Raw genomic sequence first — 25,523 nt, forward strand, 5'->3', positions numbered from 1 at the left:
GTTTGAATAATAAATCTAGAACTTTTTTATCAAAGCGCCATTATTCCTGCCTTAGCGATCCTCCCGCCGCCGCCGCTCCACTAACGGCACCAGATAAACCGGCACCTTGGCCAATTGCAGGACCCGCGCCGCCGTGCGCCCCAACGGCGTTTCCGCGCCCACCCCATGGCTATGACTGCCTACGATCAGCAGATCGACGGAGAGTTTCTGCACCTGGTCGAGAATCACCTGCGACGGATCGCCCTGCAGCACGCGCACGGCGCGAATGCGCTGCAGATCCTGTTCGCCTTCATCCCCCAGTTCTTCGCGAAAACTGTCCAGCACCCGCTGCTCGATATTGGCAATGACAGTTTTCAGACCCTGACTATGAAATTCGTTCAATGCCTGCTCGTCGAGATAGCTCTGCAACACCGATTCGGCAAACAGCCCCATCGGCTCCACCGCGTGCACCACGTACAGATCGGCATTGAACGTTCGCGCCAACGCCAGGGCATGCTGCATCACTAACGGTGCGTACAGACCGAGGTCAGTGGCATACAGCATCGAACGAATCATATGACCTCCTCGCGTGCCAACATGGCGGAGATTTGATTCAGCTTAGCAGTGCCTTGGCGACTACGACGGGCGACGCAACGTCTTGAAGCACAGGGCTTTAGATGGACGGCTCATTGCTGATGCCGTGAGGCACATGACCGGTGGCGACCACTTCGCGGGCGAGTTCGCAGTGACCAGCCTGATCGTCGAAAAACACATCGGCGGCGAAGGCTTCAAGGAACGCCGATTTGGTCAGGCCACCGAGAAACAGTGACTCGTCGAGACGAATGTCCCACTCGCGCAAGGTGCGGATCACCCGCTCATGGGCCGGCGCCGAACGTGCAGTGACCAGCGCCGTGCGGATCGGGCAATCGTCATCGGGAAACTCGCGCTGCAACAGATTGAGCGCCGCCAGAAAGCCCTTGAACGGCCCACCGCGCAACGGCTCGCGAGCCGACTCACGCTCCTTGGCCTGGAACGCTTCGAGCCCGCCGGACTGATAGACGCGTTCCGACTCGTCGGAAAAAATCACTGCGTCGCCGTCGAAGGCGATGCGCAATTCGTCACTGGCCGCACGACTGGCACCACCGGACAGAATCGTCGCCGCTGCGAATCCGGCATCCAGCGCCGCGCGCACGTCTTCGGCATGGGTCGAAAGAAACAGGTCGCAACCAAAGGCTTTCAGATACGGATACGGACTGCGCCCGCCAACAAACGCCGCGCGGGAAATCGCCAGACCATAATGATGAATCGAGTTGAATACGCGCAGGCCGGTGTCGGCACTGTTGCGCGAGACCAGAATCACCTCGACCCGCGCGCGGCCGAGGCGACTGTTGAGTTTCAGGAGTTTTTCCACCAGCGGAAAAGCATCGCCAGGTGCGAGGATTTCGTCCTCATGCTCAATCTGGTATTGCCGATAGGCTTCGACACCGCTCGACAGGTAGACCTTGTGGCTCTCGCTCAGGTCGAACAGGGCACGCGACGAAATCGCCAGCACCAGTTTGTCATCGATGTTCTTGGCCATGCCTTCCCCCGCCCCTCACAAAAAAAACGACCTAAACGTTGCGCCGGTCGATAAAACGTAAATTACGATACAGCGCTTCGATGCGCGGCAGCTCACAGCCCGCCGCTTTGGCCGCTGCCAGTGGCCGAGCGTAAATCGCCTCCAGCTCCAGCGGTCGCTTATGTAAAAAGTCGTGGTACATGCTCGGCCAGTAGTCGGGCATTTTCTCGGTCATCATGAACAGGTAATCGGCGTATCCCGGCGGTATGTCCTGGCCGCAGGCCTTGGCACCCTGCACCACTTCGGCCATCAACGCCTGGATCTGCATGCGGCTGTCGGCGTCCGCCATCAGCGGCGTGGTGCTGGCGCCGAGCAGTACCGAGAGTCCATTGTAGGGGATGTTCCACACCAGTTTCTGCCAGCGCGCCTGGTGCAGATTGGGCATCGCCTGGGAATCGATTCCGGCGGCGCGGAACAACCCGGCTCCCTCCTCGACGATCGCCATGCGTGCAGCGTCAGCGCTGAACGGACCACTGTGGTAACCGACGTTCACCGCGCCCAAGGCTTGGTGGGTAACTTGTCCAGGCCCCTCGCGATGCACGCAGATCAGGCACAAGCCGCCCAACAGGTGCAGGGAATCGGGAAGCAGCTCACGCAAGCCATCTTCGACGTCGAGACCGTTTTGCAGCACCAGCACTTTCGCATCCGGTTTGGCCGCTTGAATGATCGACGGAGCCAGGCCGGCGTTGCTGGTAGTCTTCGCCCCCACTAACAGCCAGTCGCACTTGGGCATGTCTTCGGCGGACGAATAGGCCTGCGCCGGATGCAACGTCAGCGGGCCATGCACCGCGCTGTTGATTTGCAAACCGCGCTCAGCCACCGCCGAAAACTCGCTGCGCAACAAAAAGTGCACATCGAAACCGGCGCGCGCCAGCATCACACCGTAAAAACCACCAATTGCGCCGGTGCCGATGATCCCTACGACCGGTTTATTCACTGCCCCCATCATGGCAACTCCTCTGCAATTCGCCCCAGTGCCTGCGCCAGCGCCGCGTTCAACGCATCGGTCGTCAGGCGCGTGTGCAATGCCCCAAAGAACTCGCCGTCGCGCACCACGAACAACGCCGGCAAATGAAAGACCTGATAGCGCTCGACCAACCCGCCGTTGTCGCCGGCATCGATCCAGCACAGACGATCAATCCCCAGCGCCATAGCCGGCAACACTTCGCGGGCATATCGGCAACTGGCGCAGCCGACGCTGGTGAAAATCACCAGCGAAACGCCGCTCATCGCCAATAGCCGTTGGTCGGCGTCGAAATCGGTCAGTTCGGATTCGACCACTATACTGGGGGAAACAATGTCAAATGGCTGACACAGGGAGTCTGTGCTCATGGGACGTTTCATTCCTCATCCGGACGAGGTGCCGGTTGAATTAACCTTGCTCAAGCCTGAGTGTATTTCCAGGCAACAGCTGCACACTATCAGCCTCGGCGGCATCGCTTGCAATTACCACCGTGCCTGGCGCCATGGCACGGCGCTGCAAGTGCGCATGCCGTCACTGCATGCCGACATTTGTTACCCGGGCTACGTGGCGTGGTGCCTGCGGCGCAAAAAAGGCTATCTGGTGGGCATCGCGTTTACCGATGAGCAGACGCTGTTCAGTGCGCGAATGGGTGAGCAAGTGTGTCAGATCGAGCGCTACTGCCGCATGCACGACACCCACGATGACCTGCAAGAAATTCAGGCGGTGGCCCTGCAATGGGTCGAGCAACACGCCGACGAGTTCTCCCACGACAGCGTGCGCAAGGCTTTTGCGCAGCCAGCGCTGGACTAAAGCACCTTTTGCCCATTGTCGAGCAGGCGCTTTACGCGCTAAGGTTCCGCTCCCCGACGCGCTTAAATCTGCTGTGCTCCGCCGCGCGGGGATCGCTGGCGGCCGGCACCCGTGACCTGACGAGTAAACGATGGCTGATTTACCGATCAACGACCTAAACGTCGCCTCTAACGAGACCCTGATCACTCCCGATCAGCTCAAGCGTGATATTCCTCTGAGCGACGCTGCCCTGCGCACCGTCACCAAGGGCCGCGAAGTCATTCGCAACATTCTTGATGGCACCGACCACCGTCTGTTCGTAGTGATCGGCCCGTGCTCGATCCACGATATCAAGGCTGCCCACGAATACGCCGATCGCCTCAAGGTGCTGGCTGCGGAAGTCTCCGACACCCTGTACCTGGTCATGCGCGTGTATTTCGAGAAGCCACGGACCACCGTGGGCTGGAAAGGCCTGATCAACGATCCGTACCTGGACGACTCGTTCAAGATTCAAGACGGTCTGCACATCGGTCGTCAGTTGCTGCTGGATCTGGCCGAAAAAGGCCTGCCGACCGCCACCGAAGCCCTCGACCCGATCTCCCCGCAGTATCTGCAGGACCTGATCAGTTGGTCGGCCATTGGCGCGCGTACCACCGAATCGCAAACCCACCGGGAAATGGCGTCCGGCCTGTCCTCGGCAGTCGGCTTCAAGAACGGCACCGACGGCGGTCTGACTGTGGCGATCAACGCCTTGCAGTCGGTGTCCAGCCCGCACCGCTTCCTCGGCATCAACCAGGAAGGTGGCGTGTCGATCGTCACCACCAAAGGCAATGCCTACGGTCACGTGGTGCTGCGCGGTGGTAACGGCAAGCCGAACTATGATTCGGTCAGCGTTGCCCTGTGCGAGCAGGCGCTGAACAAAGCGAAGATCAAGCCGAACATCATGGTCGACTGCAGCCACGCCAACTCCAACAAGGATCCGGCCCTGCAACCGCTGGTGATGGAGAACGTCGCCAACCAGATCCTCGAAGGCAACCAGTCGATCATCGGCCTGATGGTCGAAAGTCACCTGAACTGGGGCTGCCAGGCGATTCCGAAAGACCTCGCCGACCTGCAATACGGCGTGTCGATCACCGATGCCTGCATCGACTGGTCCGCTACCGAGAACACCCTGCGCAGCATGCACGCCAAGCTCAAGGATGTTCTGCCAAAACGCCAGCGCAGCTGATACGCGTTTTACAGGCATAAAAAAACGCCGGGCAATGCCCGGCGTTTTTGTGTGTGCGATTCAGATCTTGGCGGCGCGGCGCTGATGACGCTCCATGTAGCGCTCGACGTAGGAGCACGACGGGATCACCGTGTAGCCCATTTCTTCGGCGTACTGCAGCGCGCTTTCGGTCAGCGCTGCGGCAATGCCACGGCCACGCAGGGCATTGGGCACGAAGGTGCGATAGATATCCAGGGTCTGTTTCCCCAGATCCATATAGGTCAGGTAGGCACGATGACCGTCCACATTGGTCTCGAACTGATGACCAGCCTGGTCATGGTGGATGGACAACGCCTCGCTCATCACTACTCCTCGCGGGTCTTGAATTCTGACCCCTACCTTACCGATGTTTTTCCGGCGAAGGAACATCTACGCCACCCCGTGCCTGATGGACACCGAGAAGAGCCACACCGATCTCGCGCAACCTGGCACCTGATAAATAGTAGGCACCATTGGCAAAAATGCTCAAGGTACGCTCGTCATCAAGCGGGTTGACGGGGGTTGCTCCGATGGACGCAGGGTGGGCCTGGAAGAAGATCTTGCCAAACCGGTCACCTGAACATTGCCGGATGTTGAGACTTAAGACGTGCAGCCTTTTTTAAAGTCACCTCAACATGGACAAAGATAAGCGAAGCAGCACGCAAATTCGGAACAAAAGTGTCGACGTATTCATCTAGAAAGACTTTAGCCAAGACTGCAAAAACAGCACGTGGCAACGGGAACTTTTTCTCATTAACTCGCTCAGCTCGGGGCTTGTAGCTGTATATTTTTTAAACAGCGCAGTTAAAAGTTGCTCGAAAAAGAATCAACGCCTACAATTTTTTTTGCTTCTTGCCTTACGTCAGTTTACTTACTACAAGTAATGGGTAGTATGTACGCCGGCTATTTCCTCAATCGTGAGGAGACAGCCACTTAATTGAAAGTCCTTGAAGGGGAACACGATGAACAACGTTCTGAAATTCTCTGCTCTGGCTCTGGCCGCAGTTCTGGCTACCGGTTGCAGCAGCGCATCGAAAGAAACCGAAGCACGTCTGACCGCTACTGAAGACGCAGCTGCTCGCTCCCAGGCTCGTGCAGACGAAGCTTACCGTAAAGCTGATGAAGCTCTGGCTGCTGCTCAAAAAGCACAACAGACTGCTGACGAAGCTAACGAGCGTGCTCTGCGCATGCTGGACAAAGCTAGCCGCAAGTAATAATCCTTCGGGGTTGTTATCGAGCCGACCCGATTTTTCGGGTCGGCTTTTTTGTGCCCGATGCTTTTGCCCGGGCAATAAAAAACCCGCCGGCGCTGTACGCATCGGCGGGCCTTTAACCTCGACTTACTGCTGCAAGTCGATCGGTGTACTCGAAACCATCGGGGCCGAGGCACTCGGCGTGCCGATTTCCGTTGGCAGGCCATCTTCGGCCGCGACCACATCACGCACCACATCCCAGTTCACGCGCAGGTTGCTGGTGACGTCTTCACGCTTGAGCATCGCGTTGATCACCGCAGTGTGCTTGTCGACCACCGACGGGTTGCCCTTGTCGTCGATCGGCGTGTGCGCTTCCAGATAAACCTTGCCGCCACTGCTGCCGAACTTGTAGGCATCGTTGAGGATACGCACCGACGTGCCTACCGGCACCATGCCGGCCATTTCCAGCACGTTATTGTTGAACATGCGGAAGCAGCCGTGACTGGTGCGCATGCCGATACCGAATTTCTTGTTCGAACCGTGGATCAGGTAACCCGGCGTACCCAGGGTGAACTTGAAAGGGCCCAACGGGTTGTCTGGGCCGGCCGGCACTACGTTTGGCAGCGGATCACCGTCTGCGGCGTGTTCAGCCTTGATCGACGCTGGAGGCGTCCAGGTCGGGTTTGGCGTTTTGGCGATGATCGAGGTGTGTGCGATTGGTGAGCCCCAACCCTCACGACCGATACCCAGCGGGAACGTGTACACCACGTTGCGGCCTTTCGGGAAGTAGTAGAGGCGGTATTCGGCAAGGTTGATAACGATGCCTTCGCGCGGGCCCGGCGGCAGAATGAAGCGGGTCGGCAAGACGATTTCAGTGCCGGCACCCGGCAACCAGGCATCGACGCCCGGGTTGGCCGCGACCATCTCCGAGTAGCCCAGATCGTACTTCGTGCCCAGATCGGCGAAGGTATCTTCGTACTTGGCTTTGATCACCTGCACCTGACCGATGATGTCTTCACCGGGTGGTGGCAGGGGAAACTCCAATGCAGCAACGGGACCGGCCACACACAGGGCGGCAAGTGACAGGCAGCGGGTGACGGCAGGAAAGCGCGGCAACATCCGGAAAATCCTTCGCATGATCAACAAGGGTATAAGAGTGCGATTGTACACCGCACTTTGAATATTCGGGGAGATCACCCCATTGCAGGCGACAAGGTGTTCCAGGTGGGAGCGAGCTTGCTCGCGAAAGCGGTGGGTCAGTCGCCAAAAATGTTAACTGACTTGGCCTCTTCGCGAGCAAGCTCGGCTCCCACAGAATCAGAGCTCGAAACGCAGCTCCGGCCAGATCGGCGAGGTGCCGCGCTTCTGCGATTCCAGAATCGCCCGGCACAGCGAGCACAGGCGCTGATCCTGAAACACCCGGCGATCAACGCTCGACCAGCGCGGTTGCGCCGGCAGCAAGCTGCCGCACAGGGTGCGATCAGCCGAACCACCGAGTTCGAGTTGACGGGTCACCAGATGCACCCGCACTTCCTGGCAGGCGAACAGATCCAGCTGTTCGTCAGGCTCGATCAGTTGGTAGGCAAACAGGGACCAGGCAGAACGCGACATCGGGGGCTCCAGATAAGGGGGCGCCACATTAGCCGAAAGCCTGTCCTTAGAAAAGCCTCATAACAGCGGTTTTAGCGTCGGCCAGACATTTTCCAGCAACTTGCCCTGAGCCCCGGCTGCCGGGTGCAGACCATCGGCCTGCATCAGGTCCGGATGGCCACCGACGCCGTCGAGGAAAAACGGTACCAGGGGGATCTTTTTATCGTTGGCGAGTTTGCCGTAGACCTCGGCGAAGGCATCGGTGTAACGCTTGCCGTAATTGGGCGGCAGTTGCATGCCGAGCAGCAGCACCTTGGCGCCGCTCTGACGCGTGCTGTCGATCATCGAGGCAAGATTTTGTTGCAATTGAGTTGGCGGCATTCCGCGCAAGCCATCGTTGCCGCCGAGTTCGAGGATCACCAGCTCAGGCTTATGCTCTGCAAGCAGCGCCGGCAGCCGTGCCTGGCCTCCGGCGCTGGTGTCGCCGCTGATGGAAGCATTGACCACTTTGTCGTCGAAACCCTCCTGTTTGAGCCGTTGTTCGAGCAACGACACCCATCCCAAGCGGGTATCCAGTCCGAAACCGGCGCTGATACTATCGCCAACGATCAGGACAGTACCCGCCGCTGCGTTCTGGGCCATGCACATCAAGGCCAGGCCAGCACTCAAAAACCACACACGCATCGGATTCTCCATGGGCGCAAGCATTCTCACCGCGAAGAACCTCAGCAAAGTGGTTCCCAGCGCGGAAGGTGAACTGACTATCCTGCACGAACTCAGCCTGGAACTGAACAAGGGCGACAGCCTCGCCATCGTCGGCGCGTCCGGTTCGGGCAAATCCACCCTCCTCGGCCTGCTCGCCGGCCTCGACTTGCCGAGCAGCGGCGAAGTCATCCTCGCCGGCCAGGGCCTGAGCAATCTCGACGAAGACCAGCGTGCACGCATTCGTGCCGAGCATGTCGGCTTCGTCTTCCAGTCCTTTCAGTTGCTCGATAGCCTCAACGCACTGGAAAACGTCATGCTGCCGCTGGAACTCGACGGCCGCAAAGATGCGCGTGAACGGGCCACCGAATTGCTCCAGCGCGTCGGTCTCGGCCAGCGCCTGACGCACTCGCCGCGCCAGCTCTCCGGTGGCGAGCAGCAACGTGTGGCCATTGCCCGCGCCTTCGCAGCCGAGCCTGACGTGCTGTTCGCCGATGAACCGACCGGCAACCTCGACAGCCACACCGGTGAGCGCATCAGCGATTTGCTCTTCGAATTGAACAAGGAACGCGGCACCACCCTGGTGCTGGTGACACACGACGAACGCCTGGCCCATCGCTGCCGGCGCCTGATCCGTCTTGAAGCCGGGCTGTTGGTCGCCCCTCTGGAGCCTTGATGGCACGTTTGCCGCTGTTGCGTCTGTTCAGTCTCGCCATACGCCAACTCATGCGCGATGCCCGCGCCGGGGAATTGCGCGTGTTGTTCTTCGCGCTGGTGGTGGCGGTGGCGGCGAGTACCGCCATCGGTTATTTCGGCGCCCGCCTCAACGGCGCCATGATGCTGCGCGCGACCGAATTTCTCGGTGCCGATCTGGTGCTGGAGGGCAGCTCGCCAGCCCGTGAAGAACAGATCAGGAGTGGCACCGAGCTGCGTCTGAAGCATGCGCAAGTGGTGGAATTCTCCAGCGTCATCGCCACCGACAATGGCATTCAGTTGTCGAGTATCAAAGCCGTCGACCGTGCCTATCCGTTGCGCGGCGAACTGAAGAGCGCACCCGCGCCGTTCGCCACCGAAGAATCTGGCGGCGAACCGCAACCCGGCGAAGCCTGGGTCGAGGCACGCCTGCTGACTGCACTGGATCTGAAAATCGGCGACAGCATCGATGTCGGTATGAAGACGTTGAAACTGGCCCGCGTGCTGACGTATGAACCGGATCGCGCCGGCAACTTCTATAGCCTCACTCCGCGGGTCATGATCAACCTCGACGACCTCGCGGCCACCGGCGTGGTGCAGCCCGGTAGCCGCGTGAGTTACCGCGAGCTGTGGCGCGGTGAACCGCAGGCACTGGAGACTTATCGGCAACTGATCAAACCCGGGCTCGCCGCGAACCAGCGGATTCAGGACGCCCGCGATGGCAACCGGCAGATTGGCGGTGCACTCGGTAAGGCCGAGCGCTATTTGAATATGGCCAGTCTGGTCGCCGTCTTGTTGGCCGGAGTGGCGGTGGCATTGTCGGCCAACCGTTTCGCCAGTCGCCGTTTCGACGCCAGTGCCTTGCTGCGCTGCCTCGGTCTGTCGCGGCGGGAAACCATGGTGCTGTTCAGTCTGCAGTTGACTGTACTCGGGCTGTTCGCCGCACTCAGCGGTGCGCTGCTCGGCTGGCTGGCGCAACTGGGCCTGTTCGCACTGCTGCATGATTTGTTGCCAAGCGACGTTCCACCGGGCGGTGTGTTTCCCGCCATTGCCGGGATCGGCACCGGGCTGGTCGCCTTGGCCGGGTTCGCCTTGCCGCCACTGGCCGCATTGGGTCGTGTGCCGCCGCTGCGTGTATTGCGCCGCGACATGCTGCCGATTCCGTCGAGCACCTGGATGGTTTACGGCGCAGCATTAGGCGCCCTCGGCCTGATCATGTGGCGCCTGAGCCTCGATCTGCTGCTGACATTCGCCTTGCTCGGCGGTGGCGTGGTCGCCGCGTTGGTATTGGGCGGTTTGCTGTTGTTGCTGCTGCAAAGCCTGCGGCGGATGCTCGCCCGTGCTTCGCTGCCATGGCGCTTGGGCCTGGGCCAGTTGCTGCGGCATCCGTTGGCAGCGGCCGGTCAGTCGCTGGCCTTCGGCCTGATTCTGCTGTCGATGGCCTTGATCGCCCTGCTGCGCGGCGAATTGCTCGACACCTGGCAAAACCAGTTGCCGAAAAACGCGCCGAACTACTTCGCCCTGAATATTCTGCCGGCAGATAAACAGGCTTTCACCGATCACCTGATAAAAGTGTCCGCGCAAGCCGCACCTCTTTATCCGGTCGTACCCGGCCGATTGATCAGCATCAACGGCGAAGCTGTGCAGCAAATCGTCAGCAAGGATTCGGCAGGCGATCGCGCTGTGCAGCGCGACTTGAGCCTGACCTGGGCGGCGGATTTGCCGGCGGGCAACAAGCTCACTGCCGGTGAGTGGTGGAAAGATCAGCCAACCGACGGTGTTCCCGGCGTATCGGTGGAAGGCAAAGTCGCCGAAAGCCTCAAGCTCAAACTCGGCGATCACATGGTGTTCAGTGTCGGCGGGGTCAACCGTGAAGCGAAGGTCACCAGCCTGCGCGAGATCAACTGGGACAACTTCCAGCCGAACTTCTTCATGATCTTCCAGCCCGGCACCTTGAAGGATCTGCCGGCGACTTACCTGACCAGCTTCTATCTGGCCCCCGGCCATGATCAGCAGATCGTCGAACTGTCGCGCGCATTCCCGGCGGTGACCATTCTTCAGGTCGAGGCCCTGCTGGAACAACTGCGCAGCATCCTCGCCCAAGTCACTTTGGCGGTCGAATATGTGTTGTTGTTTGTGTTGGCGGCGGGTATGGCCGTGCTGTTTTCCGGTTTGCAGGCAACGCTGGATGAACGTATCCGCCAAGGTGCACTGTTGCGTGCATTGGGCGCGGAGCGGCAGTTGCTGATCAAGGCGCGGCGCATCGAATTCGGCCTGCTCGGTGCAGTCAGCGGATTACTCGCCGCGATCGGCTCGGAAGTGGTGAGTCTGGTGTTGTATCGCTACGCGTTCGATCTGCCGTGGCATCCGCATCCGTGGTTGCTGGTGCTGCCGTTGATTGGCGCGGCGTTGATTGGTGGTGCCGGTGTATTCGGTACGCGTCGGGCACTCAACGCAAGTCCACTGACAGTGTTGCGTGAGGGTTGATAGACTCAAGCGGTCTTAATCAAAAGAAGTTGCCATGAGCCGTTATCGCCCTCCCCGCACCGCCGGCACCGCGCTGATCACCCCTGAAGGTGAAGCGCGGATGCGCGCCGAATTCCATGAGTTGTGGCATGTGCGCCGCCCGCAAGTGACGCAATCGGTCAGCGAGGCCGCGGCTCAGGGCGATCGTTCGGAGAACGCCGAGTACACCTATGGCAAGAAGATGCTGCGCGAGATCGACAGTCGCGTACGCTTTCTCACCAAACGCCTGGAAGCGTTGAAAGTCGTCAGTGAAAAACCCAGCGATCCGAACAAAGTCTACTTCGGCGCCTGGGTGACCATCGAGGACGAAGACGGCAAGCAATCGCGCTACCGCATCGTCGGCCCCGATGAACTGGATCTGAAACTGGGCCTGATCAGCATCGACTCGCCACTGGCCCGCGCCTTGATCGGCAAGGCGCTGGATGCTGAAGTCCGGGTGCAGACGCCGACCGGCGAGCAGTTCGTTTACATCGTCGCCATCGACTATCCGTAAAGCGAATCAGCGGCGGGTGATCAGGCCCTGCCGCGCAACGCGCACCAGTTGCTTGATCATCTCCGGCGCATCTTCAGCGCTCGGCGTCTGAATCACCGCCAGATCAAAACTGTCACTGGCAAAACGTGACAGCGACTCGCCGTCTTCAACGAACTGGATCAGGAACGCGGCAGGACCGCCACTGCGCCGTGGCCAGCCATCGAGATAACGCAGCAGCGTTGGCTGATGTTTGCCGCCAAGGAGAATTTTCGGGTTGCGTTGAGTGATATGCGCAGTGATCGGCGCGGGACGTGCTGGAGGGCGTAGTGCATTCATCGTGTCGTGTCTCTGCCTCAAAAGTCTGCATGGCAGGTGAGAGGCAACACCGAACCAGCGCTTTAGCGGTATTTCGAAGCCCTGTTCCGGCTTCTGACGGCAACTGTTGAAGTCACCTGGCGCCCCGCAAGTAGCTGTTTAAATCGGCGCATGGGCAACATCCTAGAGAACGTGACCGATCAGTGTCAAGAATCAGCCGCAACAAAAAAGGCCCGCACAATGCGGGCCTGTTCCTTGAGCCAGAGTGCTTAACCGGCGATGGCGCGGTCCACCGAGAGCTTGCCGGCGCCTTCGATCAGGACGGCGAGGCTGCCACCGAGCAGAGCCAGGGCGAACTCGTAACCGTTGTTGGCCATAAACAGACCGTTGCTGATGTGAACGGTGAAGATCGCCACCAGCGACAGAAAGGTCAGACCCAATGCTGCCGGACGCACCAGCAGGCCAATGATCAACGCCAGGCCAGCGAAGAACTCAGTACCGCCCGCCAGCGTCGCCATCAGGTAGCCCGGGTGCAGACCGATGCTGTCCATGTACTGCGCGGTGCCCGCCAAACCGTAACCACCAAACAGACCGAAAAGTTTTTGCGAACCGTGAGCCGCAAAGATTACGCCGACAGCAATGCGCAGGATGGTCAGACCGTAGCCAGCGCGGGTGAACAGTACTTTGTTGATCAGAGAGCTCATGGGGCGTTCCTTGTTTTTGCGAGAAGTTATGTGTGTTGGTTGGCCGCTATATTAATCAATAAATTTCATGTTAAAAGCGCAAATATTCCGCCATAACAATCAGTTTATTAGATCATTTCCGTGAGACGACTTTTTGCGCCCCGGGCTCCAACGACTCCCGCTCCCGGTCGAACGCCAAGTAATACTTGTTCACGCTATTAACATAGCTGACCGGCCCCATTCCTACCTGCTCCATGGCAATGCGTTCGACCTGGAAGAACCACTGATTGGGGTTCAGTCCACGCCGCCGGGCTTCAGCGCGCATGCCCTGCACGCGCTCGGGGCCGATGTTGTAGGCCGCCAACGTGAAAGCCATGCGTTCACGTTCATTGAGCTTGGGACTGTTGAAGAACTTGCGGCGGATCATCGCCAGGTACTTGGCCCCGGCCTGCACATTCGCATCGAGATTTTGAATGTTGTTCACGCCGACTCGCTGAGCGGCAGAAGGCGTGATCTGCATCAGCCCGGTCGGACCACTGCCGCTGCGGGCATTGGGTTGCAGGCGTGACTCCTTAAACGCCAGTGCGGCCAGATTCAGCCAGTCCATGTTCTGCGCGTCGGCATGCTTTTGCAGGGTCGGGCGCAGTTTTTCCAGGCGCTGGCGATCAGCCTTGGCCAAGGGATAGTGGACTTGATAGAGACGCCGATAGATGCGCAAAAACGCCGCATCTTCATTGGATGGCTTCTTGTAACCGCCGAGAAAGCGATCGATGCTCGCGCGCAACATCGAGGCATCGCGGCGTACGAACCAGTACTCCTCGCCCGGCTCGCTGATTATCAGTTGCCGGTCAAAACGCAGCTTCGGCAGGATCTTGCCCCAGCGCTCGGCGATAGGTTGCTCGACGATGGTCAGGTGGAAAATGCCACCCTGAACCATCTCCAGCACGTCTTCGACCGCCAGGGTCGGATCAACCCATTCGATCTTGATCGGCGCCAGTTTGTGCAACGCCAGTTTCTGATTGAGCTGACTGACCGCCTCCCCCGCCGCACTGCCGGTCGGCAACGCCAGGGTTTTGCCGGAAAGCTGCTCGACCTTGGTGTAGCGCCGCTCGCCCTTGATTCCTACCAACACCAGCGGCACATTGCTGGCAATCGGTTCGCTGCTGGCTACGGCATAGCCCGGTTGCAGATCGAGCAATTCGCCCGGCGCGACCAGATCACCCTCGCCCCGCTGCAAGGCGCCGAGCAGTTGATCCTTGGCTTTGGGAATGATCTTGAGGGTGATTTCCTGACCATCGCGGGCATGGCCGTTGAGGTATTGCTCGAAGGCGCGCAGGCGATGGTATTCGACGCCGATGGCCTGACCCTGGACTTCGCCGGAGCTGTTGCGGCTCTGATTGACCAGCACCCGCAACACGCGGCTGCTGCGAATCTCGGACAAGTCGCGCACCTTGGCCGCCGGCACGGCTTGCAGCGGCCCGGGCAGGCGCGCAACCGCCGTCATCGGCAGTAGCAGCGAGCCACACAACAGGAGCAAAACCGAGGGACGAACCATCCACTCTCCGGAAAGAATACGGGGCGATTTCATCGTTAAAACGTCGAAATCACCGACGAAAACAGAGCGCCATGAGCGCTGGCAACGTGCGAGAGACTGGCACAGTAATGGCACTTCTACCAAACCGGTCTGCGTCGCGGCATCAACAGACAGCTATAACTCGTTGTAGTTCTTGGCTTTTCTTATGAATCTACAGCTCTGGTATGCTTTCCGGCCTTCGGCCCGAGGTAGCAACCATGCAACTCATCGATATCGGCGTCAACCTGACCAATCCCAGTTTCGCCGACAAACATCAGGCCGTACTTGATCGCGCCTATGCCGCGGGCGTGTGCCAACTAGTGCTGACCGGCACCAGCGTCGAGGGCAGCGAGCAAGCCCTGGAGCTGTGCCAGCAACTCGATGAAAGCGGCCAGCGCCTGTTCGCCACCGCCGGTATTCATCCGCATTCGGCCAGTGACTGGAACGTTGATAGCGCACGCCATTTGCGCAGTCTGCTGCAGGAGAAAAACGTGGTAGCCGTGGGTGAATGCGGGCTGGATTTCAACCGTGATTTCTCGCCGCGCCCACAGCAGGAAAAAGTCCTTGAGGAACACTTGGCGCTAGCCGTTGAACTGCAAATGCCAGTGTTCCTGCACGAGCGTGATGCCAGCCAGCGCCTGCTGGAAATCCTCAGAGACTTCCGCGATCAATTACCCGCCGCTGTGGTGCATTGCTTCACCGGCGAGCAAAAAGCCTTGTTCAGCTATCTCGACCTGGATCTGCACATCGGCATCACCGGCTGGATCTGTGATGAGCGCCGAGGCACGCATTTGCATCCGCTGGTGAAAGAGATCAAACGCGGGCGCTTGATGCTGGAAAGTGACGCGCCTTATTTGCTGCCGCGCACGCTGCGCCCGAAGCCGAAAAACGGTCGCAATGAGCCGGCGTATCTGACTGAAGTGCTGCGTGAAGTAGCGTTGCATCGTGGCGAAACCGAGGAAGATCTGGCGGCGCACACCACCGCGTGCGCCCGCGCGTTCTACAACCTCCCCACCCTTTCCTGACACACCCCAATTTCCTCTGTAGGAGTGAGCCTGCTCGCGATGGCGGCAGCTCATTCAACATTGAGGTGACTGACACACCGTCATCGCGAGCAGGCTCACTCCTACAAGGGCGGGACCGTGCGGTCTGTTGACTCATATCAAGATCCGCAAATCTGCATAGCGGCACAATAATGGCACCTTGCCAAAACTGTTTCCGCTATCAGAGAAGACCTCCATGGGTGCCTGGCTTAGCAATATCTCGCTGAAATACAAATTCTGGGCGGTCAATGCGGTCGCCTTCGTCACCACCTTGCTGCTGGTGCTGTACGCCGTGCAGCTCGAACAACAGGCGCGCAGTCACGCATCACAGGCATCGGCGCAAGCTCAGGCGCAATTGCTCAAGGCCTGGCCGGCCGGGCAGCCATTGCCGAAAGCTGATCAAGTGCTGACCTTTAAACGCGGCGAAGCACCGCGCCTGAACGATCAACCCTTGCTGGAAATCACGGAAAGCAACGGCTGGAACGACATCAATCATATGCCGCTGTTCGGCGACAATCCGTTAATGGGCGCCGAAGTGTTCAGCCGCGCCGATGGTCAGCAGGTCGCGGTGATTGCCTATGGTCCGAGCCTGAGCCAAGTGTTCAGCGAACGTTTCGCCAACTATGCGGTGGCAGTGTTCATCCTGATGTTCGCCATGCTGTGCGCCTCGCAACTTTTAATCCGCTTCCTGCTCAGCCAGCTCAACACCTTGAAAGACGTGATGCTCCACGTCGAGAAAAGCGGCGATCTCTCGGCCCGTGTGCCGCTGGCCGGCAAAGACGAAGTCGGGCAGATGGCCAATGCGTTTAACGCGATGCAGGCCGGTTACCAGCGCGTTGTGACGACCGTCGCCAACACCGCGCGGCAACTGGATGTCGGCGCGGCACGGCTGGCGTCGAGCATGAACGAAGTGCGCCACGGCATGCTCGGCCAGCAGAGCGAAACCGATCAGGCCGCCACCGCGATCAACGAAATGACCGCCACCGTTTACCACATCGCCCAGCACGCCGGCGCCACACGCGACCTGTCGCAGGCCGCCGATGGCCTCGCCGGCAGCGGTCAGCAAGTGGTCGCGCGGGTGCAGCAGTCGATTGCCGGACTCTCCAGCGGAGTGCAGCAGACGGCCGAGATGATTCAACGGCTGGCCGAGGACAGTCAGAAGATCAACGGCGTGGTCAGCGTGATTCACAGCATTGCCGAGCAAACCAACCTGTTGGCACTGAACGCCGCCATCGAGGCGGCCCGCGCCGGTGAGATGGGCCGCGGCTTTGCGGTGGTGGCCGATGAGGTGCGCAACCTGGCCAAACGTGTGCAGACCTCGACCGACGAGATCACCACGATGGTCTCGGCCTTGCAGGCCGGCACTCGCGATGCGGTGGATTTCATGCAGGAGAGTTCGTACAAGGCCGACGACTGCGTGCAGCAAGCGCAAGAGGCCGGTGCGGCGCTGGCGGAAATCACCGGCGCGGTGGCGCAGATGCGTGAAAGCAATACGCAGATTGCCGTGGCGGCGGAGCAGCAGAGCCAGGTCGCCGAGGAGATGAACCGAGCGGTGGTGAGCATTCGTGATGTGACCGAGAACACGGTGCAGCAGACTGTGGATTCGGCGACCACGAGTAATGAACTGGCGACGTTGGCCGGGGAATTGAGCAAGGCGATCGGTCAACTGAAACTCTGACGGCCCCTTCGCGAGCAAGCTCGCTCCCACAAGGGGATTTGTGTGCGCACCGATCCAATGTGGGAGCGAGCCTGTTCGCGAAAGCGTCAGCCCCGGCAACATCGAATCTTGCGATGACGCCTATCACTTCAATAGCCAACCTTGATTCGCCGCCCTCCGTGTCCAGGCCTATTCTTCAACCATGTGTTCAACAAGGATCGAGGAGTAGAAAACATGGGCAAACGTCATCCCAACCTTCCCGCGTGGCAATGGCGCGCGTACCCGGGCAATCATCAGCACCCGACCAATCTGGTGCTGCACCTGATTGCCGTGCCGTTGTTTATCGTCGCGTTTCTGCTGATCGTCTCCGGGGTGTTCAGCCTGAGTCTGGCCAGCGTGGCCATCGGCGTGATCGGCATCATCGCGGCGCTGGGTTTGCAGCGCCACGGCCACAGCCTGGAGGCGCAAGCCTCCGAGCCGTTCAGTGATCGTAAAGATGCCGTCTCGCGTTTACTGGTCGAGCAGTTTCTGACCTTTCCGCGCTACTTTCTCAGTGGCGGCTGGTGGCGCGCCTGGCGTGAACGCCACCGTCGGCATTGAGTCAGGCGAAAATCGTAACGGTCTGGCGACTCATCGCAATCAACTCTCCTTCCGCGCTCCACAGCTTAGCGGCGACATGGCCGTAGCCGTCGGCGGCGTATTCGATATCGGCCAGATATTGGCACCAGTCCAGCGTGCTCAAATCGTGTAGCGGCTGCACGAATTCGATGGTCCAGGTCAGCGTGCTACCCGGTGCCGGCCTCTTCAGATATGGCAACAGCGCGGGCGGCCACGCGTCCACCAGGGCCAGCAGATGCGCCTCGTTGACCGGTTCTTCTTTAACATCTCCGCGCAAACGCACCCAGCCGCCCATCAGCCGCGATTGCGTGCCGGTGAACGGCATCCCACCGACGCTCCAGCGCATCGCCAAATGACGCATGAATTCTGGGGTCACGCCTTTGATGTAAGGCAACTCCTGGCATTCGTCCCAGTGTTTCATTGACGGCGCCGGATAGGCTTCGACAGCCACCTCCGACGGCCGCGAAGCACCGAAGCTGCCTTGAACGATCGTTACCACCTGACCATTCTGCATCGCCCGGCCCATGACCTGGCTGACGGCCTTGCCCTCGCGCAGTACATCGACTTCGAAACTCACCGGGACTTCAGGTTCGACAGGGCCGACAAAGGTGATCGCCAGCGAACGCACCGGGCGATCCGCCGGTACTTTTGCGCGCATGGCTTCGTATTGCAGCGCGGCCACCAGACCACCGAAACTGGCACGGCCCTGGCCCCATTCGGCAGGGATCGTCAGTTCCGGTTGGCGGCGGACCGCCTCGAGCAGATCGCTAAAGCGCATGGCAACCTCAGAAAACAAGAAAGGAATGCAGGGATCTTAACCAGAGCTGCAGAGCGCCGCAGCGTCTATTCCGGTCAAATGGGCTGACAGAAAGGCCTTACCGGGCTAACCGACACACACAACACCCTGTGGGAGCGAGCTTGCTCGCGAAAGTGGTGTGTCAGGTAAGAATGTACCGCCTGACAGAACGCATTCGCGAGCAAGCTCGCTCCCACAAGGGGATGTGATGATTTCAGGATTATTTGAAACAGGCTGAACTGAGTTTTTCCAGCACGCGATCTGCCTTGCTTTCGGCTTTGATCATGGTCGCCTGCCAAGTGGCGACACAGGGCTGCAGATCCGCCTCAAGCTCAGCCTTCGCCAGCCACTGCCAGCAATCGTGCCAGTCGCCCAGCGCGCCTTGGGCAGACTTGAGGCGAGCCAGCGCCGCCTCGGGCAAGCGGTCGAGTTCGGGATAGGCTTCGATGCCGTAGCGCACGCGTTTGATCAGCAAACGCAGGCGATGACGGTCGTGAGCGGGATCGTGCAGCGCCTCGTCGAGTTTCTGCCATTGCTTGCCCAAGCGTTTTTCGATGCGTTTGTCCAAGCCCTTGAGCAAGCCCTGACGCTGAGACGCACGCAGAAATCGCGGGAAAGCGTCGAGAATCATCAGCAGCGAAGCCACCTCGGCGCTCGCCGCCAGCGCCGGATAAGCCTCGGCCATTTGCGCCATGCGCCGTTGCGCCGCTGCCGGTTGATCATGCGCAAGCAGATAAGCCGCCAGCACCTCGCGATCACGCCACGGCGTGGTCAATTGGCCGACCGCCGAAGCGGCATCTTCCAGTTGTTCGACACCGGGCAGACCGCGCAATGGCCGCAACAGACTGCGCAAGCGCCGCACCGTGGTGCGCAGATCATGTAGCGCCTCGGGGTCGGTCCGTGCAGTGAGCCGTGCCTGACAGGCCAGCAGGCGCACTTCCAGACTCAGGACATGAGCCACCAACCGGTCAACCAACGCAGACATCACTTGCTCCTGATTCAAATGGCTTCAAGGTTCATTTAGCCGCTCAGTCAAAGCAGCGTCCTTGCTTCACGTCAGCAGCTTAGCGGCCAGCGCGGGATTCGCGAATGTAGAAACGCGCTTTCTCGGCTTTGTTGCTGCAGCCTTCAAACCCTTCGAATTGCTGCTGGGTCTTCGCGGCGGTCAGCAGCGACAACGCTTTGGAGTAGCTGACAGTGCCGGCAAAGCCTTCGGCCTTGGCCAGATCCAGCTCATGCCAGGCCGCGTCGAGCTGGCTGCCGCAGCTGTCGCGGTAAGCGGTTTTACCGGCGCAACCGGCCAATGCCAGAGCCATCAACGGCACACAGATCCAGGCTTTCATCACTCACACCTCAAATAGGTCAACAGTCGTGCAGGTAAGACGGCCGGGCTACGAAAAAGTGCCTTGCCGGCGGGTGAAACCGCGCAACTGAGAAGGATAGCGCTGAAGGGCCATGCAGTAGCGAAAAAACGACGTCACTGGCGCACTCAACGACTTCGGCGATTGAGCCTGCCCGGCGATGGGTGCATTGTGGAACCTTGTCGGAGGACGCTGGATGAAAAAAAAACGTGTCGCGCTGGTACTGGGCTCCGGTGGCGCCCGGGGCTATGCCCATATCGGGGTCATTGAAGAGATCGAGAAACGCGGTTACGAAATCGCCTGCATTGCCGGGTGTTCGATGGGCGCCGTGGTCGGTGGGATCTATGCCGCCGGCAAACTCGACGTCTACAAGAACTGGATCGAAAGTCTCGACTATCTGGATGTACTGCGCTTGGTCGACGTGAGTTTTCGCCTTGGCGCGATTCGCGGCGAAAAGGTCTTCGGGCAGATCCGCAAGATCGTCGGTGAGGTCAACATCGAAGATTTGCGCATCCCCTACACCGCCGTCGCCGCCGACCTCACCAACCAGCAGGAGATCTGGTTTCAGGAAGGCTGCCTGCATCAGGCGATGCGCGCCTCGGCGGCGATTCCCAGCCTGTTCACCCCGGTGATGCAAGGCAATCGCATGCTGGTCGACGGTGGCATTCTCAACCCGTTGCCGATCGTGCCCGTGGTGTCGAGTCACTGCGATCTGATCATTGCGGTCAATCTCAATTCGACCAATCAGCGTCACTACAAATTGCCGGTGATCCAGCGCCCTGCCGCTTTTCGCTCACGCTTCGACAGCCTGATCAGTTCGCTGGGATCGAAGATGCCATTCCGCCGTACACAGGCCGAGCAATTGTTGCGGCTCGAACAGGAAGCGCTGCGCGCCGAAGCGGCGGACATCAATCCCTGGCTGGACGGCGCCGAGCCGGAGAGCCAGCAACCAGCGGCTGCGCCCGAGCGTGAAGGCGCACCGAAATCGGCGACCGGTTCATTCATCATCGATAACGTCGGACCGGCCTCGTTGCTGGACTTGATCAACCAGAGTTTCGAGGTCATGCAGACCTCGCTGGCGCAGTACAAGATCGCCGGATATCCGCCGGATATCCTGATCAATGTACCGAAGCGGGTGTGCCGGTTTTTCGAGTTTTACAAGGCGCCGGAGTTGATCGCATTGGGACGCGAGATTGCCCGGGATACGCTGGATCGGTATGACAGTGAGCAGGGATGACTGGCTAAAATTCTTCATTGAATTTGAGGACCTCTTCGCGAGCAAGCTCGCTCCCACATTTGGAATGCATGCCCCTGTGGGAGCGAGCTTGCTCGCGAAAGCGCCAGATCGGCCAATACAAAACTACAGGCTGTTCTCACTCAACAGCCGATAGCCAACCCCGGCCTCGGTCACGATAAACCGCGGCCGCGTCGGATCATCCGCCAGTTTCTGGCGCAAATGCCCCACCACAATCCGCAGATAATGGCTGTCCTCGGTGTGCGTCGGCCCCCAGATATCCTTGAGCAATTGTTGCTGGGTAATCACCCGCCCCGGATGCCGTGCCAGTTGCGCCAGCACCGCGTATTCCTTGCGGGTCAGCGCCACTTCGACACCGTCGAGCAACACCCGCCGATAAGCCAGATCCACGGTCAGCGGGCCGAAGCTCAGCGCCGCCTGCTGCGCCTCCCCCGCCGGCGCCTGACGCAACAAGGCGCGAACCCGCGCGAGAAACTCCTGAATGCCAAACGGCTTGGTCACGTAGTCATTGGCGCCGCCATCCAGCGCCTGGACTTTCTGCCCTTCGCTGGCGCGCACCGACAGCACCAGCACCGGCGCCGTCGCCCACTCGCGAAACTCGCGCAGCACTTGCTGGCCATCCATGTCCGGCAGGCCTAAATCGAGCACCAGCAGGTCCGGTTTGTTCAGCGCCGCTTGCGCCAAACCCTCGGCACCGTTGCCGGCCTCAAGCACTTTATAGCCCTGTGAGGTAAGGCTGATGCGCAGGAACTTACGGATCTGCGGTTCGTCGTCGATGACCAAAATGGTCGTGGTCTGGCTCATGAATTCACATCAACACAAATAATTGGCAAGAGAGTAGCGCAGTCGGCTTCAGCCTTCATCGTCCATCCCCGGTTGCGTCTGCAACGGCAAGTGCAAAGTGATGCAGGTGCCGTGTCCCTCGATGCCGTCGGCGACGCTGATGCGCCCGCCGTGCGCGCCAACCATGCCCTGACAGATCGCCAGGCCGAGGCCCGTGCCCTGGCCGCCACGATCACCCCGGGCAGCGGTGTAGAACATGTCGAAAATCTTCGCCCGCTCATCCTCCGGAATCCCCGGCCCTTCGTCGCTGACCGAGAAGAAAATCTCTTGGTCATCCGCGCCTGCGCTCAGTTGCAAGCGACCGTGAGCGGGTGAGAAACGCGCTGCGTTTTCCAGCACATTGACCAGCGCCTGCTCGATCAGCGCCGCATGCACGAAAAACAGCGGCAATTCACTAGGCACATCAGTGCTGACCTGCAACGGCGCGAGCACCGCACGCAGGCGATTGAGCGAACTGCCGACGATATCGGCCGGCGACACCCAGTCCCGCGCCAGCTTCAGCGCGCCGTGGCCGAGGCGGGTCATGTCGAGCAGATTCTGGATGTAGCGATCAAGGCGCTCGGCTTCATCGCGGGTGCCTTCGAGCAGTTCACGACGATCTTCCAGCGGGATCGCTTCGCCGAGGGCCAACAGGCTGTCGATGCTGCCGCGCATGGCCGTCAGCGGCGTGCGCAAATCGTGGGACACGGAGGCCAGCAAGGCACTGCGCAGTTGTTCGGTTTCACCGTGCAGGCGCGCAGCTTCCAGGTCATCAGCCAACTGCGCGCGCGCCAACGCTTGGGCGAGCGGTTGACTCAATGCGGTGAGCAAGCGGCGACGCTGGCCACTCAAGGTCTGGCCTTCTTTGGCGCAGACACCGAGCAGCGCCAGCGGCCCGTCCTCGACCGAAAGCGGCCACCACCACCAACGTCCGAACGGCAGCGTGCCAGTGCCCATGCCTGCCGGTTGATCGTGTTGCCAGGCCCAGTCAGCGGCGGCGCGTTCGGACTCGGTAAACTCCAACGGCCCGCCGGTCTCGACCTTCCAGCCGCCCTGCCCGTCCCGGTTGAGCAGGCATAACTGCAGATCGCTCCAGCCATTGAGGTGTTGCGCGGCAGCGCTGACCACCGCTTGGCGATCGGTCGCAGCGGTGAGTTTGCGCGACAGGTCGAGCAGTTCAGTGGTCTCTTCCTGGGTGTCGCGCAGGGCTTGCAATTGCCGACGCTGACGCGCCGCGAGGTTGCCGGTGAGCGCTGCCATCAACAGGAAGAACAGCAAGGTCAGCACGTCTTCTTCGCGCTGAATGCTGAAGGAAAAATTCGGCGGGATGAACAGAAAGTCGTAGGTCAGAAACGACAGCGCGGCACAGGCCAGCGCCGGACCGAGACTGCTGCGCACCGCCACCAGCAGCACCGCCGCAAGGAACACCAGCGAGATGTTCGGCAGCGGCAGCACGCTCGACACTGCCCACGCCAGGGCGGTGGCCAATACGGTGGCGACCAGCGCCAAGGCATAGTCGAACCACACCAGGGTCAGCGCGTTGCGCGGGCGCGGTTGATGCTGTTGCTGATCGCTGTCGAGGACGTTGATCTCCAGCCCGTGAGCCTGACGCAGCAGGCGCGCCGCGAGTCCGCCGCCGAACAGACGCCGGCGTAAATGTGGCCGGGACTGGCCGACCAACACCAGGCTCGCACGGCGTTCGGCAGCATGCTGGATCAGGGTTTTCGCCACCTCACCGGCGCGCAGCAACACCACTTCACCGCCCAGGCGCTCGGCCAGTTGCTGAGCGCTTTGCAGGCGCAGGCGCGATTGCTCGTCGCGTACGCTGCCGTTATCGACATGCACCAGACTCCACGGTAAATGCCGGCGCTGGGCAACGCGACTGGCGTGGCGCACCAGGCGTTCGGCCTGCGCATCACCATCGACGCCGACCAGCAAGCGCCCGCGCACCGCCGGGGCCGCCTGACCGAGTTGGCGATAGCCTTGGGCGAGATCGTTATCGACCTGTGCGGCAGCGGTTTGCATCGCCAGTTCGCGCAATGCGGTGAGGTTGGTCTGGGTGAAAAACGCATCGATCGCCGCACGCGCCTGTTCCGGCACGTAGACCTTGCCTTCACGCAAGCGCTCGAGCAATTCGCGCGGCGGCAGGTCGATCAGCAGCAGTTCGTAAGCTTCTTGCAGCACCCAGTCCGGCAGGGTTTCGCGCACTTGCACGCCGGTGATGCCGCGCACCTGATCATTGAGACTTTCCAGGTGCTGGACGTTGACCGTGGTGAACACGTCGATGCCGGCGGCGAGCAGTTCCTGAATGTCTTGCCAGCGTTTCGTGTGGCGACTGCCGGGGGCGTTGCTGTGGGCCAGCTCATCGACCAGCACCAGTTTCGGTTTGGCCGCGAGAATGCCGTCGAGGTCCATTTCTTCGAGCATCACGCCACGGTATTCCGAGCGCACCAACGCTTGCTGCGGCAAGCCGCCGAGCAGCGCTTCGGTTTCGGCGCGACCATGGGTTTCGACGACGCCAGCGATGACTTTCACGCCTTGGCGCAATTGCGTGTGGGCGGCCTGGAGCATGGCGTAGGTCTTGCCGACACCGGGAGCGGCGCCGAGGAAAACCTTGAGCCGGCCACGGCCGTCACGGGGCAGGTCTGCTAACAGCGCGTCGGCGCGGCCGGAGTCGCTCATGCTGGGAGTTCTCTCTTGCTGATGTTGATTCGGTGTTCGTTATGGCCCCTTCGCGAGCAAGCTCGCTCCCACATTTGGAACGTGTCCTCCTGTGGGAGCGAGCTTGCTCGCGAATGGCAACATCACAGAACTACAGTTTTTCCAGTGCCATGTTCAGCGCTAGCACATTCACCACTGGCGGTCCCACCAGCGGCTGTTCGGTATGCGCATCGAGCAGTTGCTGAAGAGTCGATACCGGCAAGTTTCGCGCTGCCGCAACTCGCGCCAGTTGATAGGCAATTGCCGCCGGTGGCAAGTGCGGATCGAGACCACTGCCGGAGGTGGTCAGCAGGGCCAATGGCACTGGGCCTTGGCCGGGAACCTGGAGTTTGTTGGCGTCGTCGATCACGCGGGTTGCCAGTGCCGGATTGCTCGGGGCCAGGTTGCTCGCGCTGCTGGAAACGGTCGCAAACGCACCGGCGGAGGGACGTGGATGAAACCACGCATCGCCGACAAAATCCTGCGCGATCAGCGACGAGCCGCGGACCTTGCCGTCGGCGTCTCGCACCAGGCTGCCATTGGCTTGGGCGGGGAATGCGACTTGCGCAACACCGGTCACCACCAGTGGATAGGCGACACCGGTGACCAGGGTCATCAGCACCAGCAGGCTCAGGGCCGGACGTATCATTGTGGACATTTCAAGATCCTCGAATTCGTTGGGCAAACTTTTGCGGGGTGTCAGGGAGATCTTTTCCCCCTCACCCCAGCCCTCTCCCCCAAGGGGGCGAGGGGGAAAGGGAGCCGATTTCCATGCTTTTCAAAACTTGCGTTCGGCTCGGTATTTCAAGTCGGTGTAGCTCCCGTAAACACCTCGGTCAGTCCCCTCTCCCTTAAGTTCGCGAAGGGAAAGGGAGCCGATCTTTGTGCTTTTCAAGACCTGAATTCGGCTCGGTATTTCAGGTCGATG

General features: G+C 60.3%; 27 protein-coding genes. 10 read left to right on the top strand and 17 right to left on the bottom strand.

Features of this window, described 5'->3' with window-relative positions; all coding sequences use genetic code 11:
• Positions 1-51: 51 nt before the first annotated feature.
• The 4 genes from BMY54_RS18010 to BMY54_RS18025 form a co-directional block, all read right to left on the bottom strand.
• Positions 52-555: a universal stress protein gene (locus BMY54_RS18010; RefSeq protein ID WP_016985500.1), complete on the bottom strand. Its 504-nt coding sequence runs from the start codon at positions 553-555 to the stop codon at positions 52-54.
• Positions 556-652: 97 nt separating this feature from the next.
• Positions 653-1,558 (bottom strand): 5'-nucleotidase, encoded by a 906-nt coding sequence (locus BMY54_RS18015; RefSeq protein WP_093435175.1) that lies wholly within the window; start codon positions 1,556-1,558, stop codon positions 653-655.
• A gap of 31 nt (positions 1,559-1,589) precedes the next feature.
• Positions 1,590-2,546, bottom strand: a complete 957-nt coding sequence (locus BMY54_RS18020; protein ID WP_093435177.1) for a putative 2-dehydropantoate 2-reductase — start codon at positions 2,544-2,546, stop codon at positions 1,590-1,592.
• Positions 2,543-2,929 carry a thioredoxin family protein gene (locus BMY54_RS18025; protein WP_093435180.1) on the bottom strand — a complete coding sequence of 129 codons (387 nt, stop codon included), beginning with the start codon at positions 2,927-2,929 and terminating at the stop codon, positions 2,543-2,545. Before BMY54_RS18025 ends, BMY54_RS18020 begins: the two co-directional genes overlap by 4 nt.
• Between BMY54_RS18025 and BMY54_RS18030 the strand changes: the two genes are divergently transcribed.
• Together BMY54_RS18030 and BMY54_RS18035 are read left to right on the top strand one after the other, a co-directional pair.
• Positions 2,928-3,371, top strand: a complete 444-nt coding sequence (locus BMY54_RS18030; protein WP_093435182.1) for a PilZ domain-containing protein — start codon at positions 2,928-2,930, stop codon at positions 3,369-3,371. The two genes, BMY54_RS18025 and BMY54_RS18030, sit on opposite strands and share 2 nt — an antisense overlap.
• Positions 3,372-3,501: 130 nt before the next feature.
• A complete protein-coding gene (locus tag BMY54_RS18035) occupies positions 3,502-4,578 on the top strand; it encodes a 3-deoxy-7-phosphoheptulonate synthase (RefSeq protein ID WP_007908583.1) in 1,077 nt (358 codons plus the stop codon).
• 60 nt (positions 4,579-4,638) lie between these two features.
• On the opposite strand, the gene BMY54_RS18040 is transcribed toward BMY54_RS18035, so the two are convergent.
• Complete coding sequence (locus BMY54_RS18040) at positions 4,639-4,920, bottom strand: GNAT family N-acetyltransferase (RefSeq protein ID WP_003226804.1); 282 nt, start codon at positions 4,918-4,920, stop codon at positions 4,639-4,641.
• A gap of 638 nt (positions 4,921-5,558) precedes the next feature.
• On the opposite strand from BMY54_RS18040, the gene oprI reads away from it, so the two are divergent.
• Positions 5,559-5,810 carry an outer membrane lipoprotei OprI gene (gene oprI / locus BMY54_RS18045; protein WP_003199355.1) on the top strand — a complete coding sequence of 84 codons (252 nt, stop codon included), beginning with the start codon at positions 5,559-5,561 and terminating at the stop codon, positions 5,808-5,810.
• 126 nt (positions 5,811-5,936) lie between these two features.
• On the opposite strand, the gene BMY54_RS18050 is transcribed toward oprI, so the two are convergent.
• The 3 genes from BMY54_RS18050 to BMY54_RS18060 all read right to left on the bottom strand — a co-directional run bounded on the left by BMY54_RS18050 (position 5,937) and on the right by BMY54_RS18060 (position 8,063).
• Positions 5,937-6,908, bottom strand: a complete 972-nt coding sequence (locus tag BMY54_RS18050; RefSeq protein WP_093435185.1) for a L,D-transpeptidase family protein — start codon at positions 6,906-6,908, stop codon at positions 5,937-5,939.
• Between the two features lie 198 nt (positions 6,909-7,106).
• The gene (locus BMY54_RS18055; protein ID WP_007908575.1) at positions 7,107-7,400 is read right to left on the bottom strand and encodes a hypothetical protein; all 294 of its coding nucleotides are present in this window, start codon (positions 7,398-7,400) and stop codon (positions 7,107-7,109) included.
• Positions 7,401-7,457: 57 nt separating this feature from the next.
• Positions 7,458-8,063: an arylesterase gene (locus BMY54_RS18060; RefSeq protein WP_093435187.1), complete on the bottom strand. Its 606-nt coding sequence runs from the start codon at positions 8,061-8,063 to the stop codon at positions 7,458-7,460.
• Between the two features lie 10 nt (positions 8,064-8,073).
• Between BMY54_RS18060 and BMY54_RS18065 the strand changes: the two genes are divergently transcribed.
• From BMY54_RS18065 to greB, 3 genes are read left to right on the top strand one after another with little or no spacing between them, the layout of a single operon-like run.
• Entirely contained in the window at positions 8,074-8,757 is a 684-nt protein-coding gene (locus BMY54_RS18065; protein WP_007908572.1) for an ABC transporter ATP-binding protein, read from the top strand.
• Positions 8,757-11,261, top strand: a complete 2,505-nt coding sequence (locus tag BMY54_RS18070; protein ID WP_093435189.1) for an ABC transporter permease — start codon at positions 8,757-8,759, stop codon at positions 11,259-11,261. The genes BMY54_RS18065 and BMY54_RS18070 overlap by 1 nt, the downstream gene beginning before the upstream one ends.
• Before the next feature lie 34 nt (positions 11,262-11,295).
• Positions 11,296-11,793 carry a transcription elongation factor GreB gene (greB, locus tag BMY54_RS18075; RefSeq protein ID WP_003226818.1) on the top strand — a complete coding sequence of 166 codons (498 nt, stop codon included), beginning with the start codon at positions 11,296-11,298 and terminating at the stop codon, positions 11,791-11,793.
• Between the two features lie 6 nt (positions 11,794-11,799).
• On the opposite strand, the gene BMY54_RS18080 is transcribed toward greB, so the two are convergent.
• The 3 genes from BMY54_RS18080 to BMY54_RS18090 all read right to left on the bottom strand — a co-directional run bounded on the left by BMY54_RS18080 (position 11,800) and on the right by BMY54_RS18090 (position 14,325).
• A complete protein-coding gene (locus tag BMY54_RS18080; protein WP_093435191.1) occupies positions 11,800-12,108 on the bottom strand; it encodes a hypothetical protein in 309 nt (102 codons plus the stop codon).
• Between the two features lie 248 nt (positions 12,109-12,356).
• A complete protein-coding gene (locus tag BMY54_RS18085) occupies positions 12,357-12,791 on the bottom strand; it encodes a DoxX family protein (protein ID WP_007908568.1) in 435 nt (144 codons plus the stop codon).
• 112 nt (positions 12,792-12,903) lie between these two features.
• The gene (locus BMY54_RS18090; RefSeq protein ID WP_093435193.1) at positions 12,904-14,325 is read right to left on the bottom strand and encodes an MltF family protein; all 1,422 of its coding nucleotides are present in this window, start codon (positions 14,323-14,325) and stop codon (positions 12,904-12,906) included.
• A gap of 236 nt (positions 14,326-14,561) precedes the next feature.
• Here BMY54_RS18090 and BMY54_RS18095 point away from each other — a divergent pair, with 236 nt between their 5' ends.
• The 3 genes from BMY54_RS18095 to BMY54_RS18105 all read left to right on the top strand — a co-directional run bounded on the left by BMY54_RS18095 (position 14,562) and on the right by BMY54_RS18105 (position 17,643).
• Positions 14,562-15,368, top strand: coding sequence for a TatD family hydrolase (locus BMY54_RS18095; RefSeq protein ID WP_093435195.1), 807 nt, complete (start codon positions 14,562-14,564; stop codon positions 15,366-15,368).
• A gap of 214 nt (positions 15,369-15,582) precedes the next feature.
• Entirely contained in the window at positions 15,583-17,064 is a 1,482-nt protein-coding gene (locus BMY54_RS18100) for a methyl-accepting chemotaxis protein (protein WP_093435197.1), read from the top strand.
• 213 nt (positions 17,065-17,277) lie between these two features.
• Entirely contained in the window at positions 17,278-17,643 is a 366-nt protein-coding gene (locus BMY54_RS18105) for a DUF962 domain-containing protein (RefSeq protein WP_093435199.1), read from the top strand.
• A gap of 1 nt (position 17,644) precedes the next feature.
• Here BMY54_RS18105 and BMY54_RS18110 read toward each other — a convergent pair whose 3' ends face one another.
• The 3 genes from BMY54_RS18110 to BMY54_RS18120 form a co-directional block, all read right to left on the bottom strand.
• Positions 17,645-18,439, bottom strand: a complete 795-nt coding sequence (locus BMY54_RS18110) for an acyl-CoA thioesterase (RefSeq protein ID WP_093435202.1) — start codon at positions 18,437-18,439, stop codon at positions 17,645-17,647.
• A 238-nt stretch (positions 18,440-18,677) separates the two neighbouring features.
• A complete protein-coding gene (locus BMY54_RS18115; protein ID WP_093435205.1) occupies positions 18,678-19,442 on the bottom strand; it encodes a CHAD domain-containing protein in 765 nt (254 codons plus the stop codon).
• A gap of 79 nt (positions 19,443-19,521) precedes the next feature.
• The gene (locus tag BMY54_RS18120; RefSeq protein ID WP_064120270.1) at positions 19,522-19,800 is read right to left on the bottom strand and encodes a hypothetical protein; all 279 of its coding nucleotides are present in this window, start codon (positions 19,798-19,800) and stop codon (positions 19,522-19,524) included.
• 214 nt (positions 19,801-20,014) lie between these two features.
• On the opposite strand from BMY54_RS18120, the gene BMY54_RS18125 reads away from it, so the two are divergent.
• On the top strand, positions 20,015-21,055 hold the full coding sequence (locus tag BMY54_RS18125; RefSeq protein WP_093435209.1) for a patatin-like phospholipase family protein: 1,041 nt from the start codon (positions 20,015-20,017) through the stop codon (positions 21,053-21,055).
• A gap of 123 nt (positions 21,056-21,178) precedes the next feature.
• Here BMY54_RS18125 and BMY54_RS18130 read toward each other — a convergent pair whose 3' ends face one another.
• From BMY54_RS18130 to kdpC, 3 genes are all read right to left on the bottom strand, one after another.
• Complete coding sequence (locus BMY54_RS18130; RefSeq protein ID WP_093435212.1) at positions 21,179-21,877, bottom strand: response regulator; 699 nt, start codon at positions 21,875-21,877, stop codon at positions 21,179-21,181.
• Positions 21,878-21,925: 48 nt separating this feature from the next.
• Entirely contained in the window at positions 21,926-24,577 is a 2,652-nt protein-coding gene (locus BMY54_RS18135; protein WP_093435215.1) for a sensor histidine kinase, read from the bottom strand.
• Between the two features lie 130 nt (positions 24,578-24,707).
• On the bottom strand, positions 24,708-25,253 hold the full coding sequence (kdpC, locus tag BMY54_RS18140; protein WP_093435218.1) for a potassium-transporting ATPase subunit KdpC: 546 nt from the start codon (positions 25,251-25,253) through the stop codon (positions 24,708-24,710).
• Positions 25,254-25,523: the final 270 nt, after the last annotated feature.

Origin of the sequence: Pseudomonas sp. ok266 (assembly GCF_900110195.1) — a bacterium.
GTDB classification, from domain to species: domain Bacteria; phylum Pseudomonadota; class Gammaproteobacteria; order Pseudomonadales; family Pseudomonadaceae; genus Aquipseudomonas; species Aquipseudomonas neuropathica.

What these genes read in the sequence shown, in the direction of transcription:
- BMY54_RS18010 (WP_016985500.1), bottom strand. Translation starts at nt 555, where the DNA reads ATGATTCGTTCGATGCTGTATGCCACTGACCTCGGTCTGTACGCACCG.
- BMY54_RS18015 (WP_093435175.1), bottom strand. Translation starts at nt 1,558, where the DNA reads ATGGCCAAGAACATCGATGACAAACTGGTGCTGGCGATTTCGTCGCGT.
- BMY54_RS18020 (WP_093435177.1), bottom strand. Translation starts at nt 2,546, where the DNA reads ATGATGGGGGCAGTGAATAAACCGGTCGTAGGGATCATCGGCACCGGC.
- BMY54_RS18030 (WP_093435182.1), top strand. Translation starts at nt 2,928, where the DNA reads ATGGGACGTTTCATTCCTCATCCGGACGAGGTGCCGGTTGAATTAACC.
- BMY54_RS18025 (WP_093435180.1), bottom strand. Translation starts at nt 2,929, where the DNA reads ATGAGCACAGACTCCCTGTGTCAGCCATTTGACATTGTTTCCCCCAGT.
- BMY54_RS18035 (WP_007908583.1), top strand. Translation starts at nt 3,502, where the DNA reads ATGGCTGATTTACCGATCAACGACCTAAACGTCGCCTCTAACGAGACC.
- BMY54_RS18040 (WP_003226804.1), bottom strand. Translation starts at nt 4,920, where the DNA reads ATGAGCGAGGCGTTGTCCATCCACCATGACCAGGCTGGTCATCAGTTC.
- oprI (WP_003199355.1), top strand. Translation starts at nt 5,559, where the DNA reads ATGAACAACGTTCTGAAATTCTCTGCTCTGGCTCTGGCCGCAGTTCTG.
- BMY54_RS18050 (WP_093435185.1), bottom strand. Translation starts at nt 6,908, where the DNA reads ATGTTGCCGCGCTTTCCTGCCGTCACCCGCTGCCTGTCACTTGCCGCC.
- BMY54_RS18055 (WP_007908575.1), bottom strand. Translation starts at nt 7,400, where the DNA reads ATGTCGCGTTCTGCCTGGTCCCTGTTTGCCTACCAACTGATCGAGCCT.
- BMY54_RS18060 (WP_093435187.1), bottom strand. Translation starts at nt 8,063, where the DNA reads ATGCGTGTGTGGTTTTTGAGTGCTGGCCTGGCCTTGATGTGCATGGCC.
- BMY54_RS18065 (WP_007908572.1), top strand. Translation starts at nt 8,074, where the DNA reads ATGGGCGCAAGCATTCTCACCGCGAAGAACCTCAGCAAAGTGGTTCCC.
- BMY54_RS18070 (WP_093435189.1), top strand. Translation starts at nt 8,757, where the DNA reads ATGGCACGTTTGCCGCTGTTGCGTCTGTTCAGTCTCGCCATACGCCAA.
- greB (WP_003226818.1), top strand. Translation starts at nt 11,296, where the DNA reads ATGAGCCGTTATCGCCCTCCCCGCACCGCCGGCACCGCGCTGATCACC.
- BMY54_RS18080 (WP_093435191.1), bottom strand. Translation starts at nt 12,108, where the DNA reads ATGAATGCACTACGCCCTCCAGCACGTCCCGCGCCGATCACTGCGCAT.
- BMY54_RS18085 (WP_007908568.1), bottom strand. Translation starts at nt 12,791, where the DNA reads ATGAGCTCTCTGATCAACAAAGTACTGTTCACCCGCGCTGGCTACGGT.
- BMY54_RS18090 (WP_093435193.1), bottom strand. Translation starts at nt 14,325, where the DNA reads ATGGTTCGTCCCTCGGTTTTGCTCCTGTTGTGTGGCTCGCTGCTACTG.
- BMY54_RS18095 (WP_093435195.1), top strand. Translation starts at nt 14,562, where the DNA reads ATGCAACTCATCGATATCGGCGTCAACCTGACCAATCCCAGTTTCGCC.
- BMY54_RS18100 (WP_093435197.1), top strand. Translation starts at nt 15,583, where the DNA reads ATGGGTGCCTGGCTTAGCAATATCTCGCTGAAATACAAATTCTGGGCG.
- BMY54_RS18105 (WP_093435199.1), top strand. Translation starts at nt 17,278, where the DNA reads ATGGGCAAACGTCATCCCAACCTTCCCGCGTGGCAATGGCGCGCGTAC.
- BMY54_RS18110 (WP_093435202.1), bottom strand. Translation starts at nt 18,439, where the DNA reads ATGCGCTTTAGCGATCTGCTCGAGGCGGTCCGCCGCCAACCGGAACTG.
- BMY54_RS18115 (WP_093435205.1), bottom strand. Translation starts at nt 19,442, where the DNA reads ATGTCTGCGTTGGTTGACCGGTTGGTGGCTCATGTCCTGAGTCTGGAA.
- BMY54_RS18120 (WP_064120270.1), bottom strand. Translation starts at nt 19,800, where the DNA reads ATGAAAGCCTGGATCTGTGTGCCGTTGATGGCTCTGGCATTGGCCGGT.
- BMY54_RS18125 (WP_093435209.1), top strand. Translation starts at nt 20,015, where the DNA reads ATGAAAAAAAAACGTGTCGCGCTGGTACTGGGCTCCGGTGGCGCCCGG.
- BMY54_RS18130 (WP_093435212.1), bottom strand. Translation starts at nt 21,877, where the DNA reads ATGAGCCAGACCACGACCATTTTGGTCATCGACGACGAACCGCAGATC.
- BMY54_RS18135 (WP_093435215.1), bottom strand. Translation starts at nt 24,577, where the DNA reads ATGAGCGACTCCGGCCGCGCCGACGCGCTGTTAGCAGACCTGCCCCGT.
- kdpC (WP_093435218.1), bottom strand. Translation starts at nt 25,253, where the DNA reads ATGTCCACAATGATACGTCCGGCCCTGAGCCTGCTGGTGCTGATGACC.